14 protein-coding genes are annotated in these 20,612 nt (G+C 61.3%); 11 read left to right on the forward strand and 3 right to left on the reverse strand.

Annotated elements, in window-relative coordinates; translation table 11 throughout:
- Nucleotide 1: 1 nt before the first annotated feature.
- Entirely contained in the window at nucleotides 2-1,465 is a 1,464-nt protein-coding gene (locus tag ABQJ48_RS17300) for an efflux transporter outer membrane subunit (protein WP_367839218.1), read from the forward strand.
- 287 nt (nucleotides 1,466-1,752) lie between these two features.
- Here ABQJ48_RS17300 and ABQJ48_RS17305 read toward each other — a convergent pair whose 3' ends face one another.
- Nucleotides 1,753-2,508, reverse strand: a complete 756-nt coding sequence (locus tag ABQJ48_RS17305) for a TetR/AcrR family transcriptional regulator (RefSeq protein WP_367839219.1) — start codon at nucleotides 2,506-2,508, stop codon at nucleotides 1,753-1,755.
- Nucleotides 2,509-2,881: 373 nt separating this feature from the next.
- Between ABQJ48_RS17305 and ABQJ48_RS17310 the strand changes: the two genes are divergently transcribed.
- The 9 genes from ABQJ48_RS17310 (at nucleotide 2,882) to ABQJ48_RS17350 (ending at nucleotide 13,412) form a co-directional block, all read left to right on the forward strand.
- The gene (locus ABQJ48_RS17310; protein ID WP_367839220.1) at nucleotides 2,882-3,952 is read left to right on the forward strand and encodes a VOC family protein; all 1,071 of its coding nucleotides are present in this window, start codon (nucleotides 2,882-2,884) and stop codon (nucleotides 3,950-3,952) included.
- A gap of 35 nt (nucleotides 3,953-3,987) precedes the next feature.
- Nucleotides 3,988-4,944 (forward strand): fumarylacetoacetate hydrolase family protein, encoded by a 957-nt coding sequence (locus ABQJ48_RS17315; RefSeq protein WP_367839221.1) that lies wholly within the window; start codon nucleotides 3,988-3,990, stop codon nucleotides 4,942-4,944.
- A complete protein-coding gene (locus ABQJ48_RS17320) occupies nucleotides 4,941-6,911 on the forward strand; it encodes an acyl-CoA synthetase (RefSeq protein ID WP_367839222.1) in 1,971 nt (656 codons plus the stop codon). The genes ABQJ48_RS17315 and ABQJ48_RS17320 overlap by 4 nt, the downstream gene beginning before the upstream one ends.
- A 273-nt stretch (nucleotides 6,912-7,184) precedes the next feature.
- The gene (locus ABQJ48_RS17325; protein WP_367839223.1) at nucleotides 7,185-7,925 is read left to right on the forward strand and encodes an OmpW/AlkL family protein; all 741 of its coding nucleotides are present in this window, start codon (nucleotides 7,185-7,187) and stop codon (nucleotides 7,923-7,925) included.
- Nucleotides 7,926-8,088: 163 nt separating this feature from the next.
- Entirely contained in the window at nucleotides 8,089-11,067 is a 2,979-nt protein-coding gene (locus tag ABQJ48_RS17330; protein WP_367839224.1) for a molybdopterin-dependent oxidoreductase, read from the forward strand.
- A gap of 10 nt (nucleotides 11,068-11,077) precedes the next feature.
- Complete coding sequence (locus ABQJ48_RS17335) at nucleotides 11,078-11,941, forward strand: 4Fe-4S dicluster domain-containing protein (RefSeq protein ID WP_367839225.1); 864 nt, start codon at nucleotides 11,078-11,080, stop codon at nucleotides 11,939-11,941.
- A gap of 181 nt (nucleotides 11,942-12,122) precedes the next feature.
- Nucleotides 12,123-12,509, forward strand: a complete 387-nt coding sequence (locus ABQJ48_RS17340; protein ID WP_367839226.1) for an MAPEG family protein — start codon at nucleotides 12,123-12,125, stop codon at nucleotides 12,507-12,509.
- A gap of 20 nt (nucleotides 12,510-12,529) precedes the next feature.
- Entirely contained in the window at nucleotides 12,530-12,673 is a 144-nt protein-coding gene (locus tag ABQJ48_RS17345; RefSeq protein ID WP_367839227.1) for a hypothetical protein, read from the forward strand.
- A 142-nt stretch (nucleotides 12,674-12,815) separates the two neighbouring features.
- Entirely contained in the window at nucleotides 12,816-13,412 is a 597-nt protein-coding gene (locus ABQJ48_RS17350) for a TetR/AcrR family transcriptional regulator (RefSeq protein ID WP_367839228.1), read from the forward strand.
- Between the two features lie 88 nt (nucleotides 13,413-13,500).
- Here ABQJ48_RS17350 and ABQJ48_RS17355 read toward each other — a convergent pair whose 3' ends face one another.
- Entirely contained in the window at nucleotides 13,501-15,438 is a 1,938-nt protein-coding gene (locus tag ABQJ48_RS17355; RefSeq protein ID WP_367839229.1) for a DUF3772 domain-containing protein, read from the reverse strand.
- An 811-nt stretch (nucleotides 15,439-16,249) separates the two neighbouring features.
- Here ABQJ48_RS17355 and ABQJ48_RS17360 point away from each other — a divergent pair.
- Nucleotides 16,250-18,331: a beta-galactosidase gene (locus tag ABQJ48_RS17360; RefSeq protein ID WP_367839230.1), complete on the forward strand. Its 2,082-nt coding sequence runs from the start codon at nucleotides 16,250-16,252 to the stop codon at nucleotides 18,329-18,331.
- 46 nt (nucleotides 18,332-18,377) lie between these two features.
- On the opposite strand, the gene ABQJ48_RS17365 is transcribed toward ABQJ48_RS17360, so the two are convergent.
- Nucleotides 18,378-20,339 carry an alpha-galactosidase gene (locus ABQJ48_RS17365; protein ID WP_367839231.1) on the reverse strand — a complete coding sequence of 654 codons (1,962 nt, stop codon included), beginning with the start codon at nucleotides 20,337-20,339 and terminating at the stop codon, nucleotides 18,378-18,380.
- Between the last annotated feature and the right edge of the window lie 273 nt (nucleotides 20,340-20,612).

Genomic DNA, 20,612 nt, shown 5'->3' on the forward strand with positions numbered 1-20,612 from the left:
TATGAAACTTGCCTATAAGACATCCGTTGTCGCCGTAGCCGCGGCATTCGCACTGACGGCCTGCTCGTTCGGTCCCGGCGGCGAACCGCCGGCCATGCCTTCGCCCGAGCATTACGGCGCACAGGCGCAGCCCTCGAAGACCGTTGCCGCGGGCGGGGTTGCGCAGCAGTTCGAGATCGGCGCCACGTCGGTGCCGCAGTGGTGGCGGCTTTACAGGTCCGACGCGCTCGATGCGCTCGTCGACGAAGGCCTGCGCAACAGTCTGACGCTGGCAGCCGCGCAGCGAACCCTTGCGTCCGCGCAGCAGGAATTGCGCGCGCAGATCGGCGCGTCCACGCTGCCCTCAGTCGGCGGTGCCGCGCAGGTCGAACGCGCGCGTTCGCCCGTCGTGCCCGGGCTCGGCCCCGAGCAGGTGCAATACAACTTTTTTGCCGGGCAGCTTCAGGCCCACTACACGTTCGACCTGTTCGGCCAGACGCGTTACACGAACTCGGCGAGCGCCGCTCGCGTGAACGTGCAGGCCTATGAACTGGAAGCGGCCCGGCGCGCGCTCGCTGCCAACATCGTCGGCACGGCGATCAACGTGGCGGCGCTCGATCGGCAGATCGCGCTCACCGAGCGGCTCGTCGCCACGGCCAATGAGACTGCCGACGAGGACCAGCAGCGCTACGCGCTAGGCTCTGTGTCGCGCGCGCAGGCGCTCGCGTCGACGCAGGATGCTGCTTCCGAAGCGGCGACGCTGCCGCCTTTGCGCCAGCAGCGGGCCTTAGCCGTCCACGCGCTCGCGGTGCTGATGGGCCGCACGCCTGATAACGCCCCGAGCGTTCCCCAACTCGACAGCCTGTCGCTGCCCGAGCATGTGCCCGTGGTCGTGCCATCGCATCTGCTGCGCTCGCGTCCCGACATTCAGGCGGCTGACGCCGCCGTGAAGGCCGCTGCTGCCGACGTGGGCGCTGCGACCGCGCAAATGTTTCCCAGCCTGTCGCTCACGGGCGCGATGGGCCGCGGCGGCTTCAGCTGGCCCGCGGTGCTCTCGGGAGCGGGCGGACTTTGGGCGATCGGTGCGAGCCTGTCGCAGCCGATCTTCCATGGTGGCGCGTTGTTCGCGCAGCGCAGAGCCTCGCTGGAGGCCTACGATGCGGCGGTTCTGCACTACAAGTCCACGGTGCTGTCGGCGTTTCAGGATGTCGCGAATTCGCTGGCCGGACTGGATAACGACGCCCAGACGCTGGCATCGACGGAAAGAGCCGCACAGGCAGCGCAAGCCGCATTCGACGACACGGCGTCGCGCCACCGCATGGGATCGCTGCCTTCAACGGCGGCGCATGCCAGCGAGCAGCGGTTTCTCAGCGCACAGATCGCCTCCGTCCGCGCGGCGAGCCAGCGCATGAGCGATACCGCGGCGCTGTTCCAGGCGATGGGTGAGCTGCCGCCCGGTCAGCCGCAGGCAACGTCAAGAGAATGATCGTGCGTCCGTTAGTGCGGGTCGAGCGATCCGGTGAATCGTGTCGCTCTTCCTGATCCGCTGCGCGAAATGTCGACGTTCTCGTGCCGCCGCTGGCGGGTGGATCTGATGCCGGAATGAGTGCGCCGGTGCACGGGGCGACGCGATGAACCTGTCACCGGGTGGCATGTTCGGTATGCGCGGTTTGCCCGGAAGCAGGATGAGCGGAGCGAGCAAGCCGCGGTAGCGATGATCGATTGCTGACAGATAATCGTATCGGCAAACCACACCGCCACCGTCGTCCGCGCTCAATCCGCTTCGATGGCGTCTTCGACGGCTGGCAGCGGACGCGCTGCAATCTTCTCCGCCTCCGCGCGCTTGAGCCCGAGTGTCTGCAGCAGCATGGCTGCGGTACGCTCGGGGAAATGTTCTCCGTTGAAGCCAAGCTCCTTGAGCACGCCTGCCGCTGGTGCGTCTGGTGCGACGAAGTTCAGCTCGGCGGCAATGGCGCAGAGGACCGTGCCGCCCACCGACAGAAAGCCGATGAACGGGTCCGCGACCACGAAGCGCTTCCCGGCAATACCGGTACCGATATCGCGTAGCAGCCGCTGGCCTAGCCCGCGGCTCATCGCGCGCGCCGAAAACCCTTCCCGTATCAGGAAACGTCCCCACACGGGGTCGCGCCGCGCACGCATCACCGTATGGCGCACGGAGACGGCGATCACCTCCGCCGGGTCGGACAGGCCGGCGGCAAGACGATCGAGTGTGTCCGCGAAATCCTCGAACACGTTCTCGACAAGCGTCGCGTAAATCGCTTCCTTGGATTCGAAATGGTTGTAGAAGGAGCCAAAGCCGACGTCGGCGGCCTCGGTGATTTCGTTGATCGCGACGCCCTCCATACCCTTTTGCGCCATCAGCCTGAGCGCAGCGTCGAGCAGACGGGCGCGCGTCTCGCGCTTTCGGCGCGCGCCGCGCGGCTCGCGTTCTTCAGCAACGGCGACCGGGGAGACTGGGGCGGCAGGGGTAGGACGCTTTGCTGTCCGGCGAGTGGGTGTGTTCGGCATGATCGGTCCACATTGGGCTATATCCCAGTATAGATGTAAATCTCTATATTGACAAAACACTCAACTATGACTTTAATGTCATTAATGGCGGCAGAGCTGCCGCTTTGACAAACGACAGACGGAGTCACTGTGGAGACAGCAGGAAACAACGGTGCCGTGCGTTACAGCGATTGCCGCGCCTGCGTGCGCAATGGCAGCCGGTGCACGCAGAGCGGATCGCGCTACTCCCGCCTGACGAGCCGGTTGTCGACGACGCAGCCATGAACGCGAACCGTATCGCGCGTAAAAGCCTCGCCTTGCGGAGTAACGCCGTCAGCGCGCCGACCATGTCAACCGAAGACGCCCTCCGAACCGTCCAACTTTCCGTTCAGCCATGAAACTCGCTACTGCACAGCCGTCACGTCACCCCAATCCCACGACGAAAGCGTCGGCATTGGCCTATCTGACATTCGACCGGCCAGATCTCGAAACCGCTGAACGGTTTCTCAACGACTTCGGGCTTGAAACCGTATCGCGCGATGAAGCGCTCCTCCTACTGCGTGGAACCGGTGCGTCGCATTTCTGCTATGTCGTTCGAAAGGCGCCGCAATCCCGGTTCGTGGGTTTTGCGCTACGGGTCGACAGCAGAGCCGATCTGGATGCGCTTGCAAAAATACCTGGCGCGTCCGAAGTACAACGATCGCAGTTGCCAGGCGGCGGCTACGTGGTACGACTGACCGATCCTTCTGGCTTTCGCGTTGATGCAATATGGGGCCAGGCGCCACCATCGACGCGCTCCCATCGGGCGGCACTCCCATTCAACTCGGTGGACGCGGCGGTGCGGATCAACGGGACGCAGCGACCGCCCGAGCGCGCGCCGGAAGTCATACGGCTCGGACACGTGGTGCTCGAACTCGCCGATTATCAGGTCACCTGTGCCTGGTACACGCAGCATTTCGGCTTCATCCCCAGCGATGTTCAAGTGCTTCCCGATGGCTCGCCCGTCGTCGCGTTCATGCGGCTCGATCTCGGCGACAGGCCGGCAGATCACCACACGCTCGCGCTTGCACAAGGATTCGTGCCCACCTACAGCCATAGCGCGTACGAAGTCGTCGACGCCGACGCGGTCGGCATGGGCCAGCGCATTCTGCGCGACAACGGCTGGACGCACGCATGGGGCATTGGCCGCCATGTGCTGGGCAGCCAGATCTTCGATTACTGGCAGGACCCGTGGGGGGATAAGCACGAGCACTATTGCGACGGCGATCTCTTTACGGCCGATGCGCCAGCGGGTGTGCATGCGGTGAGCCGCGAAGCGATGGCGCAATGGGGACCGACGATGCCGCGCAGCTTCACGAAGCCCAGATTCACCCCTGCCAGCGTCCTCGCGTTGATAAGAAACCTGCGCCGCAGCCCCGACCTGACGATGAGCAAGCTGCGCACGCTGGCAAAACTTTTCGCATGAACCCACTGCTTCACAGAGAATCCGGAGATCTATAAATGGCACTTCATGTTCTGCATTACAGGCATCATGGCCGCGCCTACTGGGGCGTCGTCGCCAACGGTGCTATCACGCCGATTCCGGGCGAGTTCGAGACGACGGCGGAGTTTATCGAGGCCAATCCGGTTGAACGGCTATCCGTGCTGAGCGATCCGATTCTTTCCGAATCGGAGGTGCAATGGTTGTCGCCCGTGACCGCCAATCAGCAGTTCATCTGCCAGGGTGCGAATTACCGCCAGCATATGATCGAGTCCGGCATGGACCCCGATGTCAAGAAATTCAACATGATCTTCACGAAGGCAACCAGTTGCATCGTGCCGGCCGACTCGCGCGTGGTTAAGCCCAAAGAGGTGCAGTTCCTCGATTACGAGATTGAACTTGGCCTGATTCTCAAACGCGACGTCACATCCCGCACAACTGTCACCGACGAGAATCTGCATGACTACGTCGCCGGCGTGGTGATCGTGAACGACTACTCCGCACGCGACATCCAGATACCGCAGATGCAGTTTTACAAGGGCAAGAGCTATCGCACGTTCGGCCCCGTCGGTCCTTACCTTTGTCTCCTCGAGAAACACGATTTTCCGAAGTTGAAGGAGCTCGTGCTGACGCTGACGGTAAACGGCACCGTCCGTCAGAACGACTCCACCGCGGGTCTTGTCTACGGCCCCGCAGAGACATTGACGGAGCTTTCCGGCATACATGATCTTCGCACCGGCGATCTGCTCGCGACGGGCACGCCCGCCGGTTGTGCGTTGATCATTCCGTCGCCCGAAAAGCAGCGCGCCGCGGCGCAATTGACCGAAGCGGAGAAGTGGCGCCTGTTCCTGAAGATGCAGTCAGAAAGGCCACAGTATCTGCACGCGGGCGACGTGGTCGAAGCGAGTATCGCGAGTCGCGATGGATCGATCGATCTCGGCATGCAACGTAACCTCGTCGTGGACGAGGCAGCATGAAAGGTATCGAAAACCTCGAAGATGTCCTTGCCGTCGAAGCGCAAGGACTGCCAGCGGATCTCCCCTCGAGCACCTACGAGATGATCTGCCGGGGCGCGGCCATCAATCCGTCGGCACCTGCACTTTCGTTCTTTGCGACCGCCGACGATTACCGGAGCGCTGAGCGTTGGACGTATAGCGAACTCGTGCGTGATGTCACGCGAACGGCGAACATGTTTGCGCGCCTGGGAGTCAAGCGCGACTCAGTTGTCGCCTACGTTCTGCCCAACCTCCCTGAAACGCACTTTGTGATTTGGGGCGGGGAGGCGGCCGGGATTGTCTGCGCGATCAATCCGCTGCTCGAGAGCGACGCCATCGGCGAACTGCTCAACGCTGCATGCGCGAGCGTGCTCGTAACGCTGGCGCCGTTCCCCGGAACCGACCTTTGGCAGAAGGTGCAGGCGGTGCTCCACAAGGTCCCAGGTCTGCAGGATCTGGTGCTGGTGAGTCTGGCCGACCGCATGCCGGGCGAAAAGCGATCCGCTGCCCGGATGCTGGAAGATGGCGAGTGGTCGAGACTGCATGGGCCAGGCGGCGTTCACAGTGCCGTTCCCGCGCATGTCAGCATTCACGATTTCAGTACTGCAATGGCGCGGGAGCCCGACGAGGCGGTCAGCAGCATGCGTCGAACGAGCGTCGATCACGTGTCGTCATTCTTCTGCACGGGCGGTACCACGGGGCTGCCGAAGATTGCGATTCGCCGCCAGTGCAATGAGGTGGCCAATGCCTGGAGCGCGGGTCGATTCTTCGGCGAAAGCATCGGTCCTGGCAAAACGATTTTCTGCGGATTGCCGCTTTTCCATGTCAACGCAGTGATGGTGACCGGTCTGCTGGCGTTCTGGCGTGGTGCGCACGTCGTGCTTGGCACACCGCAAGGTTATCGGGGAGAGGGCGTTGTAAAGCGCTTCTGGGAATTTGTCGAGCATTACCGCATCAACTTCTTCAGCGGTGTGCCGACATTATTCGGCGCGCTGCTGGACGTTCCGGTTGGCGAGCACGATATCAGTTCGCTCGAGTATGGTCTGTGCGGTGCCGCCCCCCTGCCGGTGGAATTGCTTCGTACGTTTCAGGACCGGACAGGCGTAAGCATCCTTGAAGGCTACGGCCTCACGGAGGGCACCTGCGTGAGCAGCGTTAATCCGCCGCTTGGCGAGCGCAAGGCCGGCTCGATCGGCCTTCGCCTCCCCGGTCAGGCAATGAAGGCTGTAGTGGTCGACGAATCGGGCCGGTATGTACGGGATTGCGTTGCGGACGAGACCGGCGAACTGGTTATCTCCGGCCCGAATGTGTTCGTCGGCTACAGCAGACCAGAACAGAACCGTGGCATCTGGATGGAATGTGGTGACGGCGCGCGGTGGCTCAATACGGGCGATCTCGGACGGTGCGACCCCGACGGGTACTTCTGGCTCACCGGTCGGAAGAAGGAACTGATTATTCGCGGCGGACACAACATCGACCCAGCGGCAATCGAAGAGCCACTGCATCGCCATCCCGCCGTTCTTATCGCCGCGGCGGTCGGCCGCCCTGACATGCACGCCGGCGAGTTGCCGGTCGCCTATGTGCAGCTCAAGCCAGGCGCAACCGTGACCGAAACGGAATTGGCCGAGTTTCTGCGTCACGAGATCAACGAACGGGCGGCGTTTCCCAAGGGTATACGGATCGTAGATGCAATGCCGCTGACGGGCGTCGGCAAGATCTTCAAGCCGGCGCTGAGACGGCGGGAAACGGCAGACGCGGTACGGTCGGCTCTCGTGGAGGCTCGCGTCGACAATGCAACGGTTAGCCTCATTGATGACACGTCGCGCGGGACTTCACTCCACGTCGAACTTCCCGACCCCGCTTTCGAAGCACTGGCGACTTGCGTGCTCGGCCGTTTTCCGTTCGCCTTTTCGATTTCGGCCGCCGCCAGTTCATCACGGGCAGAGTAACCGGCAGGCACAGATTCCGCCGCGATAGACGCGAGCGGCAGGCCAATGTGACACCAGCCACAACAAAGGGGCGCGGTAGGTCATGTGCTCCGGCTAAAGACGAATCACGCGTACAGACCACGAAACCGTGTTTCAAACGTCTAACAGAACTGGAATATTAGAACTCCTAATGGTATTGCCTTGCAATGACAGGAGGAAAACAGTCGATTTAGCAATTCCAACGGCAACACCACTAATTCATAACATATTCAGACAAGAGACCGGGAGAGACATATGGGAGATTACAGGCGAATGGTCAACGTTGCCGTTATGGCGGCTTGCACCTGCTCGGCTGCGCTCACCGACAGTGCCAATGCGCAGTCGGCCGGAAGCGCGACGCTGTCGATAGGATGGCTTCATATCGCGCCGCAGGGCAACGCAACGCCCCTAACCGTGGAAAGCATTGGTGGCATGACGGTGAATCAGCAGGTAGCCGGTAGTGGGGCGCATGCCAGTTCAACGGATACAGTGGGCATTGCCACTGAATACTATGTCACTGACAACATTGGTGTTGCCATGCTTTTTGGACTACCACTGACGGTCAATCTGATTGGAGATGGCACGCTGCAAAAGTATGGCAACCTCGGCTCGACAAGGCCGATGCCGCCCGCCATCGAACTTCGATATCACCTGTTTTCAGCCGAATCCAAATTCCGTCCGTTCATCGGACTCGGCGTGAACTACACGTGGTTCACCCAGGTTCGGACAACCAATAGCCAGTTTGTCGAGGACAGCTTCGGACCTGGCGGCTCGGCGCATGCGACCCTCAGTTCATCGTGGAATCCGGTATTCGAAATTGGGGCAAATTATGCGATTACGAAGCACTGGTCTGTCGGAACGTCCGTCAACTACATGCCGGTGAAGACCAACCTTACGTTGAATGGACAGACCGCGACGGGAACGCAGATCGTTTCCAGATCGACACTCCGGCTCGACCCGCTTAGCGTCTTCCTGAACGTCGCCTATACGTTCTAGTGGGGTAGTTAGTCAGCGCGCCGATCGAGAGGTTCCAACGCTCATCGAAGACATCGAGCCTGGCACGAGCGCGTTCGGCCGGTTTGCTCGCACGTTCGGGAAAGCGGCCAGTCATGCCGTGGTCCCCCCGCTTGCACAGCACAGCTTTTCTTTGGATCGGATAATGAAACGACAGGTCCTCAAGACCATTCTTTTTGCGTTGCCCAAGGTTCTTGACCTGACGGCACGCCGCTTTCCCGCTTATCGTGATCGTCTTAAGCAGCGCGATCTCGTGGCCTGGATCGGGCTCATGGATGAAAGCATCGGTCGCGTCATCACGTTCAGGAACGGGCGCGTTCGGTCGCGCGCCGGCAGGCATGCACGGCCCGACGTGCGCATGGCCTTCAAGGATGTCGCGACCGCCGTGAAGTTCCTTTCCCCCAATCCGGACCAGGGCGAGATCATTCACGCCGCGAAGAACTTCAAGGTGGTCACCGAGGGCGAGGACGACCTGTTGGTTTGGCTATTGCAAACCCTCAGCATGATGCAGACCGTCGGCCTGCCGATGGGCACGCCCATGCGCGACGGCACTCGCCGCTACACCACCTGTACCAACGGCGGGCCTCTGTTCGTCTACGTGAAGGATGGCCGCGTCGTTCGGGTGACCCCCATCGATCTGGATCGCACGGATGCGGCAAGCTGGGTGATCGAGGCGCGCGGTCGCCGCTTCAGCCCCCCGCGGCGTGCATTGGTCGCGCCTCACGCGTTGACGCTCAAGTCGCTCGTCTACTCCGACAAGCGCATCCTTCATCCGATGAAGCGGGTCGATTTCGATCCTGACGGCGAACGCAATCCTCAGAACCGCGGCAAGTCGGGCTATGTGCGTATCAGTTGGGACGAGGCCCTGGAGATTCTCGCCAAGGAGATCAACCGACAGAAACGCGTTCACGGTCCGGGATCCATCACGTTTCCCATGTCGTCCCACCACCAGTGGGGCAATGTGGGCTACTACCTCAGCGCGCTGACGCGCTTTGCCAACCTGATCGGCTTCACCCGGGTCGCCGCCAATCCGGACAGTTGGGAAGGCTGGTACTGGGGCGCCATGCATCATTTCGGCAACTCGATGCGCATCGGCGTTCCATCCGGCTATGGTGGGGTCGAAGATGGCCTCAAGGAAGCCGAGATGATCGTCTTCTGGTCCTGCGATCCGGAAAGCACCAACGGAGCCTATGCGGGATTCGAGGGGACGCCGCGACGCCTGTGGGCCAAGGAACTCGGCATCGAGTTCGTTCATATCGACCCGCATTGCAATCCCACCGCGCAATTGCTGGGCGGGCGCTGGATTCCGATCCGACCGCAAACCGATGCTGCTCTCGCCACGGCCATCATGTATGTGTGGGCTGTGGAGGACTTATACGACAAGGAGTACGTCGCCACCCGCACGACCGGATTCGACGAGTGGAGGGCGTATCTTCTCGGCGAAACCGACGGGGTTCCCAGGACGCCCGAGTGGCAGGAGGGCGAGACCGGCGTGCCCGCCAAGGATGCGCGTGCGCTTGCGCGCCTGTGGGGGAACAGGAAGGTTCATCTGGCAGTCGGGATGACCGGCGCGGGGTTCGGTGGCGCGGGCCGCGGTGCGACCGGAGCGCAGTGGGCGCGCTGCATGATCATGATGATGGCGATGCAGGGCTGGGGTAAGCCGGGTGTCAATTTCGGCTGCCTGGAAGTCGGGGTTCCCCATGACCTCCATTTCTATTTCCCCGGCTACGCGGACGGCGGCATTTCCGGCGACCTGGTGTGGACCGCAAATGCCGTGAACAATTACCAGCGCATGCCGCACATCCTGACCATGAATCCCGTCAAGCAAATGGTCCCGCGGCAGCAATTGCCCGATGCCATCATCAATGGCCATGCCACGGGCTACCTCTGGGACGGCCTGTCTCAGGAAGCCCAGTTCGCGCCGTTCAGCTACCCCATGCCCGGGTATTCGCCGATCCACATGATCTATCGTTACGGCGGGTCCGCGTTTAGCACAGTGACGAATTCCGGGCGCTGGGCCGAAGCCTATCGGCATTCCAGCATCGAGTTTGTGGTCAATCAGTCGATCTGGATGGAGGGCGAGGCCCAGTTTGCCGACATCATCCTGCCTGCGTGCACCTCGCTGGAGCGCTGGGACATCGGCGAATGGTCGAATGCCGGCGGCTACGCGCACCACGGGCATGGCACGGTCAATCATCGCGTGCTGACGCTGCAGCACAAGTGCATCGAGCCTTTGGGCGAGTCTCGCTCCGACTACGACATCTTCACCGCCATCCTGACCCGGCTGGGCCTTGGCGGGGTGTTTACCGAAGGATGCAGCGAACTGGACTGGGTCAAGCGGGTCTTCGACTCCTCGGACCTGCCCGATCACATTTCATGGCGCGAGTTCTGCCGCAAGGGCTACTTCGTCGTGCCACCCGAGAAACCCGGGTTGCGCCACCCCGTGGACATGCGCTGGTTCGCGCAGGGCCGGCGCAAGGACCTGCAGGAACCCCATCCACTGCCATCCCAGTTCGCCGAAAAATTCGGCATGGGCTTGCAAACGCCGAGCGGCAAGCTGGAGTTCGTGCCCGAGTTGCTGAAGCGGCACACTGCTGACAACCCCGAGCGCCCACCGCTGAACCGGTATATCCCCTCCTGGGAGGGGCTGCGCTCGGACCTGGCGCAGCGCTATCCGCTGCAATTGATCGCCACCCACAGCCGTTATAGCTTCCACACTCATTGTGACGGCAAGAACTCTGCGGTCAACAGCATCGATGACCATCGCGCGCTGATTGGCGGCCACCGCTTCTGGCTGCTGCGGCTGAGTCCGACCGACGCGGCGATTCGAGGCATTGCACAGCGCGAGCTCGTCAAGGTGTACAACGACCGCGGCGCAGTGATCTGTGCGGCCGACGTGTCGACGCTGGTGAGCGCGGGAGTGGTCAAGTCGTACGAGGCGAGCGCCGAATTTCAGCTGATCGAAATAGACGGCGAGCAAGTCGAGATCGGCGGTTGCATGAACATGCTGACCCCTGACCGGCCTCAAACCGCCGGAACCAGCAGCATGAGCCCGAACTCCTGCCTCGTGCAGGTCGAGAAGTGGCGAAGCGCCGATGCGTTCCTGCTCGGTCGCGCAGCGTGAGGACTACAGAATGAATAAGTGGAACCTGGTTATCAAAGTCGGGAATTGCGAGAACTGCCACAATTGCGTCATTGCCGCCCGGGATGAACACGTCGGCAACGATTTCCCCGGATATGCCGCGCCCGCCGCAGCCCACTCCGACAGCCCCATCCGTATCCTGCGCCGCGTTCAAGGCGACTCGCATATGGTCGAGACCACGTATCTGCCGGTCATGTGCAACCACTGCGACGACGCGCCTTGCATGCGGGTGGGCGGCAGCGCCGTTCGCAAGCGCGCCGACGGCATCGTTATCATCGATCCGGAAAAGGCGCGGGGCCGCAAGGACATCGTGAAGTCATGCCCGTACAAGGCGATCGTCTGGAACGACGAGTTGCAAGTGCCGCAGACCTGGATCTTCGATGCCCATCTGCTCGATCAGGGTTGGGCCCAGCCGCGTTGCCAGCAGTCATGTCCCACTGACGTCTTCGAGACGGTCAAGCTGGATGACGCAGCGATGGCCGAAAAGGCCGCGCGCGAGGGGCTCAAGGTATTGCGGCCTAACCTGGGCACGAAGCCACGCGTGTGGTACAGCGGCCTGGAGCGCTGGGAAACCTGTTTCATCGGCGGCAGCGTCAGCGCGCGGATCGGAGAACTGGTCGAGTGCGTGAGGGATGCGGCGGTCGCCCTGTACGTCGGCGATCATAAGGTGGCCGATACCGTCTCCGACGGCTTCGGCGATTTCCGCTTCAGCGGCTTGACCCAGGGAAGCGGCCTCTACCGGGTCGAAATCCGTCATGCTCTGGGCAACACCTGGCGCGAATGCGAATTGGGCGAAAGCGTTCATCTCGGCGAAATCAGCCTCGCCCGGACGGAATGCGGCGTGGCGGCAACGTGATTACGAGCCGTCAACGAAGCTCCTGGGGGGTGAGCCTGCGGACATCATCCAATGGGAGACACAAGGAAGCGCGATGCCCCTGACAGGGAACAGGCCACGCTCCGGTCCGTGTCGAGGCACGGCATGCTAACGCTACCGCCAACCGCTGTTGTCTACTTTCCTGCCAAGGAGGCTGATTTACATGAACCATGTGGCTCTCGTATGCGTGGTAGTTCTGGGGCTATTACTTTTCGGCCTTGGGTTCTCAATCTCAGTCATGCGTTTTCGGGAAGGCACCGGCTCAGGCTGCGAGCCGGACCCCGCCAACCCCTTGCACAAGCTCACACGGGCTCATGCCAACACGGCCGAATACGCGCCGTTCCTCGTGTTGCTGTTTCTCTATCTCGGCGCGCGATCGCCTTCGACGGCCACAGTGTCGCTGATCGTCACGGCAACCGTGTGCCGCTGTTTGCTCGTCATCGGACTTATCGCATGGCCCACGATGGCCCGGCCCAACCTTTTCCGGTTCGTCGGCGCGCTCGGGACCTACCTGGCCGGGTTGGCGCTCTGCGCGATGCTGCTGCATTGAGACGCAACGGACAAATGAGATTGCGTGAGTCCAAGGCTATCCGCTGCAAACCGACGCATCGCGATCGCAAGGCCGACATGCCAGGTTTCCCGTCGAGCGTCATGCTGCCGATATCCCAACGTGAACTGCGCAGACTGTTCAGCCACGAGCAGATCGCCGCGTAAGACTACGGAGTGGGCGCTGGAAACCTTTGTCTGGCATAGGTCCGCTCAGGAAGATGTCTTTGAAACCGTCGACTAGATTATCGTAATGCTCTGCGCGTCTCACGCGGTACCGCGGATGCCGAACTGACCGGTACGTCATGTTATGAAGCCAAAACGCCTGACGCGCGCACAGCGCAAAGAGCAGACGCGTGAGCAGCTGTTCGAGGCCGCGCGCACGATGTTCGTCAAAAAGGGATTGGCCGCAACCAGCGTGGAGGACATCGCCAGTACGGCCGGCTACACGCGCGGCGCGTTCTACTCGAATTTCGACGGCAAGCTGGAATTGCTGCTTGAGTTGCTGCGCCGCGACCACGATAGCGCGCAGGCCAAGCTGCGGGCGATCGTGGAAAACGGCGGCGGGCGCGAGCAGATGAAGGCGCGTGCCATCGCACACTACAAGGCGTACTTTCAAGACTGCGCCAGCTTTCCGCTTTGGATCGAGGCGACGCTACTCGCCTGCAGAGACACTGCGTTTCAGGAGCGATTCAACGCCTTCCGGCATGAAAAGCTCAGGCGGGTCAGCGAGTACCTTCGCGCGCTTACGGAACACGATGGCAATGCATTGCCCTTACAGCCGGACGCCCTCGCACTCGGCCTGGTAAGCCTATGCGATGGTGTGAGGCTATTCAGAACGTCCGATCCGCAGATGGCGAGCGACGCGACGATAGATATGCTGCTTGCCGGGTTGTTTCCTGCTTAGTGTGGCGGTGATCGCCAAAATACTGTGCGAAGCGACTGGAGGGACTGGCACAGTCCGTTGCCTGCTCTTTTCGCGCGTGGACCGATGATTATTTATCCAGCGCCGCTACCGACAGAGCACGCGCGGCACCGGTTTCTGCGTCGAAATGACTGACGTCATGGTCCGGGATGCGTCGAATGTCTCCTTCGATGCCGTTGATGCTGATCATGTCGCCTACTTTGACCGGCCGCTCGCCAAGCAGTATTAGCCCGGAGATGAAGTTTTTGACGATCTCCTGCAGACCGAATCCGATACCTACCGATAATGCGCTGACTATCCACGCCAGGTTTTGCCATTTGACGCCGAGCATGGACAGGGTTTGCAGCGCGACAAGGACATAGCCGACGTTGGCGAACACCGTCATGAGCGAGGCACGCATACCCGAGCTCATCTGAGTTTTCGGCAGCAATTCGGTGTCCAGCCATTTGCGTACCGATCTAACCAGATATAGGCCCACTGCACACGTCACGAGTGCGGTGAGCATACGGGCCGAGCCAATATTCAGAGCAGGCAGCCGCTCGCCCCCTAGTACCTCGACCATACTTTTTATCAGGCCAGAGGGCGTCGTTCCCAAGCCGCCCGTGAGCAGCGCGATGACAGCGGCGAGCACCAATGCGCTACGGGCGATGCCAGAAAACACCGTTGCCACCTGTTCGAGCTGGACGTCTCGCAGCCCGAACAGATGCTTGATCGTTTTGCCGCTCGCGTGACGTGGCGAAAAGACACTTTCGCAGACGTCGTGCGTGAGCTTCATCAGCAGATAGAGGCTGCACAGCACGAGATAGCACCAGACGAGTTCATACGTCAGAAATCGCGCCACCGAAACGTAACCGCAGAGCAGTGCAATCACAGAAGCTCCGACGGCGAGCGTGATGGCGGCGTGAATCATGCCCGCAAGGGTAGAGCGCGCTTCGGGGGGCTCTCCCGCAGCGGCGAGCGCAGTACGTACCCCATTTGCCCGCAGCAGCGATGCTCCAATAGTGAGGGCGACCACCAGCGCCACGACGCCGCGGGAAAAGAGGGTAAGTTGCAGGCTGGTGTCGGCGGCCATATTGAGCTGTTCGATGGCGCCGGAAAACAGCAGCAGTGTAGCCAATAGGCGCGGAAAGGGGCTCAGCGCGCGAGCAACCGGGTCGGCGATGGCTGGCAGGCGCCACGAAGGATGTCGCGTAGAAAGCCACGCACGACCGAGGGCCGCGACCAGCGCGCAGGTCAGAACATGTTTGATCAGTCCATCGGCGAAGCTCTGGAGGACAGGATCCAACGTCATCTGACGGGTAACGGCGAAAACAACCAGTTGTACCGCGCATACGGCGGCTGTCATGTTCGCAAGCACCGTCGATACCGCAATGGCGCTGCGTCGCAGCCGACCTTCGGGAAGGCGGCGCAGGCAAAGCGCCCCTAACGTTCCCTCCACAATATGAGCTCCGATTGTCGTGACGGCCAGCGCGAGCAGCATCATCAGTGTGGTCACGAGCCGCTGGCCCGGTTGCCATATGAATTGAATTTGCCTGCTGACTTTCTCATCGAAGCCTCGCAGACGTTCATAGTCGGACGCTTCACGATGGAGCACAGGCGCCCAGAATGCAGCGCTGAAAATGCTTGCGGAGCGAAGTGCCAGTTGGTCTTTCAGATGGTCGTGCAGTAGCCGCACAATCTGCGCGCTCACGTTGGCGAGGTTCTGCTTGATCATTCCCGCTTGCCTGAGTTCGGCATCAAGTTGCGCCTGCTGTTCAGCGAGCGAGCCGCGCTGTCGGGCGATTGCGGGAGTTTCCGCATTCGATCCAGGAGTGGCGGCCGCTCCGAGTACGTCGATCTGCGCTTGCGTTTTCGCGCGATCCGGCTGCAGTGACGTGCTTATCAGCCGATCGACGTCTTCGGCTACGTGCCGGCTCACAGCATCCAATTCCAGGAGTTGGGCATCGCTTGTCGCGCTCGAAGCGCGCTGCCTGATTTCGTCCTGCTTGTCTTGAAGTGCCTCCAGCATTTTCAGCGCGTCGGGCCTCATAATCGTGGAGGACAAAGGGGAAGCAGGAGCATGTATGGCCGGGGGCGGCGGCGTTGCGCATAAGGCAGCCGGCGTCAGGCTGGGCACTGTTAGGGCGATAAGGCGAAAAATGATCAAAGGTACGGGTCGCATGACGAAAACGCAGTGAAGGGCGCGCGGTTAGAGGTCCGCGTCGTGCGTGAGACACCCATGTGCAGTGTTGCGCCGAGATTGTGCTGAGCCGTAAATCCGGGCGCGCTGGTAAGCGCGTTGCAAGGCTAGTCCGGGGACAGCCCGCGCTCACGACAACGTTGACACCCCGTTCATACGTGATAATACCATCATATATGAGTAATAATGCCACAACGGACGGACTTTGCGCAAGGTCAACCTCTTGCGGCCACAGCTGTGCGACTGTGATCCCGAGGCCGAAGAACTGGGACTGTGCGACCGGCGGACCGCACGGGTACGCCTTTCGTGCCGCGTGCGCCGGTTCGTGGCGATCGAGCAGGCAGAGAGGTACAAGGCCCACAGGCCGGGCGAAACAAAGAGGGTGTAACCGGACAGAGCAGTTCGGTGCTGGCCGGTATGCGGGGCAGGCATTGACTTGCTGTTTTTCCCGCGCCGTTTGCGGTTGTGGACGGCGATCGAGGCTTGACTAGCTACCCATCGAGCATTTTGACGTGTGGACTCGCGCGCCATAACGTCACAAAGTAGACGGAACGTGAGCCATGGAATACATGGTCGCCTTCCTACCGTGTCGCGGGGGCTCGCTCCAAGGTCGAATTGCCCTCAGCTCATCGACATGAGGGTGAACGACGGCTACTCGTTGCTGTCACTAACAGTCCACCGCGGGCGGGCGGTGCCGCGTCGTCGTCCGTGTATTCCGCTGCGCCACTTCTCGGTAGTCTCGAGGGAGATGCAATCAATGGACACAAGAGAATCGTCCTCATTCACTGCACTCCTGGCAGTGGGGTCGGCACCCGAGGGTAGCAATGACCCGAACAGCGGCCTGAGCGGAGCTCACCCCGTCGATTTCCCAACGTCCGCAGGCGGGGGCACCCATACCTTTTCTTTCAGCCAGGACGGCGAAAGCTTTCTGCTCGACGGCGAGCCTTTCCAGATCCGCAGCGCAGAGATGCATCCGGCCCGCATCCCCGCCGGCTACTGGCGGCATCGCATCCTGACGGCCAAGGCGATGGGGATGAACTGCATTGCGTTCTACGTGATGTGGAATTACCACGAAACGAGTCCAGGCATTTTCGATTTCAGCACGGAGAACCGCGACATCGAAGCATTCATGCGGCAGTGTCAGCAGGAGGGGATGTGGGTGTTGCTGCGGCCAGGTCCCTATATTTGCGGTGAATGGGATCTGGGCGGCATTCCGTCGTACCTGTTGAGTTACCCGGACATCCAGCTTAGGACCGACTCTGCTCACGATCCTCGCTACATGTCGGCGGTCGCACGCTACATCAGGGAGTTGAGTCCGCGCATTGAACCACTATTGGTGATTCACGGTGGACCGATCCTGATGATTCAGATCGAAAATGAATTCGGCTCGTACGCCAGCAACCCGGCTTACCTCGAAGCAATACGGCAGCTCTGGCTTCGAGAAGGGATACAGGGGCCGTTCTATACCGAAGATGGCATCAGGCAGCTTGAACAGAATCGCACGACCGTCACTGGCGGCGCGATTGCGCTGAGCAATGGCGATGCCCAGCAAATCGCGGCCGTCCGGCGACAATTTCCGGCCGTTCCGGCGATGGCCGGCGAAGTGTATCCCGGGTGGCTCACGCATTGGGGCGACGAGGCTTTCAACGATACAGCCGTCGATATTTCCGGCACGCTTGACGCCCTCATGCAAATGAAGCTGTCATTCAACATCTATGTCATTCACGGCGGCACCAGTTTTGGCTTTTATGCCGGTGCAAACGTGGATGAGGATACAGGCGAATATCAACCCGACATTACGAGCTACGATTACGCGGCACCCGTCAGCGAGCAAGGCGTGGCGACGTCGAAGTACATGAAGTACCGCGGCGTCATCGCCCGGTATCTCTCGACGCCGTTGCCCGATTTACCCGAACCCGTTCCGACGATCAGTCGCAAAGGAGGCCAGGCCCTGATGCCGGAACTTTGCACGTCAATCTGGGACAACCTGCCCGCAGCGCTTCCGGCCGCACAAACCGTCGCCCCACAGCCGTTCGAGTTATACGGCCAGGCGTTTGGATTCGCGCTGTATCGCAAGGAGCTGCAGGGCTACCGCGGCGGTATGCTGGATATCAAGAATGTTCATGATTACGCAACCGTGTTCGTCGGCGAGCAATACATAGGTGGCGTGTCGAGAGCCTGGATGCCGGAGCGCTGCGCGCAACCGCTGAATGTCAAGCATCATGCGCCGCTTGCATTGCCGCTTGCAGGGTCGTCGCCGGACGGCGCCGTATCGCTTGAAATCCTCGTCGAGGGCATGGGGCGCATCAACTACGGCCACGCGATGATCGACCGCAAAGGCATCGTCGAACCGGTCACGCTGCAGGATGCGCAAGGCCATAGCGACACGCTCACCGGCTGGGAAGTCTTCCTGTTACCGATGGATAGCGCGTTCATCGCGAACTTGCGCACCTTCTGTACGAATCCCCGTAAAGCCGGACTGTTCTTCGAAGCGGCCTTGCCGTTGGATACAGTCGGCGATACCTATCTGGACATGCGTAACTGGACCAAAGGTGTGGTCTGGGTCAACGGGCACAATCTGGGTCGCTATTGGAACATCGGTCCGCAAAAGCGCCTGTATTGTCCAGCACCCTGGTTGAAGCAGGGCGACAACGAGATCATCGTCTTCGATCTCCATCAGATTGAAGCGAGACCGATTGAACTGGCGCGCACGCTGTCGTAAAGAAAGCACTAGAAGCCAACACCGGAAGAATCCGCGGCCACCTCGATTACCCTTCGTCACCGGCTGGCATCAGTTCCAGAGTGAGTACTTCGAAAGGCGCGAGCGGGACAGTGTGCGGCTGGTCCGCGTCGAGCACCGACGGAACATGCGAGGCACGGCTGCGCCATAAGCTGCGTGTGTGGAATCGTTTGGCCGCGCCGGCCGGCAACTCTAATTGCCGTCGCAAATCGAGCACGAGGCTCTTCGCGCGGCTATCGGGATTGCGCAGCGTGATAAACGCCTTGACCGGGGACCATGCCGCCCAGCCATACACATCGAGCCGGTCCGGCGCACCGCCAATCCAGTGGCTGTCGCGCAGCACGTCGGCGTTCGCCCGGGCCCATCTGGCCGACTCGGCGAGGACATCCCAGTCGCCGTCGCCCAGCAGCGACGGCGTGATGTACAACTCCTGCAGTTGTGCGCCACTGCCGAAGTACGAATGCACTTCATTTGCGAAGTCCTCGCCTTGAGCGGTGTTCAACCGATCGTTGTGCTGCGCGTAGATGATGCCGTGGAGCATCAGCGAGTTGAGCGGAAACAGCGGACTTCTCACGACGACGTTGTGATAGGTCTGGGCGTCGCGGTAAGTGATCCAGCGTTCGCGACTGCTGCCTACGCCGGCCAGCTCGTCGTCCTTGCCGCCGCGCCAGATCGAGTCGGCGTAGCGCAGCCAGAATGGCGACGGATAGGTGCCGACGGTGAGGTTGATGAAGGTGTCGGGCCTGGTCTTGCGGATGTCTTCGATCAACTGGATCGCCGCGTCCCAATCGCTGTCGAAGCGGCTGCCGGGGACGATCGTGTCGGCATTGCCGGTGCCATCGAACTTGAACTGATTGACGCCGTGCTGCGTGAGCAGTTCCATCGCGGCTTCATGGAAGCGTCGATAGTATTTCGGCCCCGACAGCGCGAAGCGCTCATCGATGATCTCGTATCCGGTGGCGCGGCCCCGCGTCACGCGTTCTTGCCGCGCCGAGCCATAGCCGCCCCACGGCGATAGCCACACGCCAGGCGCCGCGCCGTACCGGGCAGCGGCGTCGCGCAGCGGCCGGAACCCTTGCGGAAAATCATTGCCGAAATGCCAACTGCCGCTGTGGTCGTCCCAACCGTCATCGAACAGGAAGGAATCGAGTTGTACGCCGCGCCTGTCGTGCAACTGGCGGCCGACATCGTCGATGCGTTCGAGAGCTTGCTGCTGCGTGTATGGCATGAGGTAACCGATGTCGTACCAGCCGTTGTAGTGCAGGAACGGGCGGCACGGATGAGCTCGTTCGCGTTCGAGATAGGCCGCGAAATCGCGGCGTAGCTGGCCGTCGCCAGCCACGCCCGCCACCGCCGAGTAGACGACTGTCTTGCCCTTTTCGAGCGGCAAAGCGCGCGACAGGATGAACCTGACCGTGTCGCCGCACACCTCGCTTTCAGACAAGGGAAGCTCGAATCCGAGGTAGACGTTGCCCGCGATCACAGGCGTTCCCTTGAACTCGCCGCTGGTTTGGGCACCGGCCATCCGCGTCTCCAGCAGCGAAACGGCGGTAATGTGCTCGTCGTTCTTGATCGCGGTAATCGCCACCTGCAGGCGCAAGTACTGTGAGCTCTCGCGTTGCTCCACGCTCCACTCGACGCGCAGGCGATCCTGTTCGTCACCGAGGAGCGCACGCACGCATCTGCCTGCAATCCGTTCGCCCAGTCTGGACGCCTTGGGATTTGCCGTGAGCATTTCTTCGCGCAGCGGCGCAAGCAGCTTCAGCTCGGCAACGCCCAGCGTGCAACCGTCGGCCAGCGATAGCGCAAACGGCGCGGTGACCGGCAGCGTACGCACGCGTACGCGGTCGGTCAGGGTGAAATCGGCCAGATGCTCGTGCCTGACGGTGAAGTTCAAGGCAATCGCCGCGTTACCGAAGGAGTGCCGGTCACCTTTCGTCTGCAATATCGGCGTGCCTGGACGCGTTAACGCAGTTTCTTTGGCGTGCATGGACCAAGCCCACGATGAGGAGGGTACGTGATCCATAGAGTACTTCGGGCGGATTGGGCAAGTGCATGAATTTTTATAGTCGCGATACCGCACCGTCAGACGCTCAACCTGACGGCGGTTCAGATGAAGCCGTTCCGCGGCCCGCGACGGCATCAGCACGCCGCTCGCAAACGGCCTGTACCACCTTCAACCGCTCCAGCTCCGGCATCGACATGGTGATCGTCCCAGTTGCGTTCATGGCCAGCGCTCCTCAAGCCATGCTGGCCACCAGCC

The sequence above is a fragment of the Paraburkholderia suaedae genome, from assembly GCF_040812055.1.
GTDB lineage: Bacteria > Pseudomonadota > Gammaproteobacteria > Burkholderiales > Burkholderiaceae > Paraburkholderia.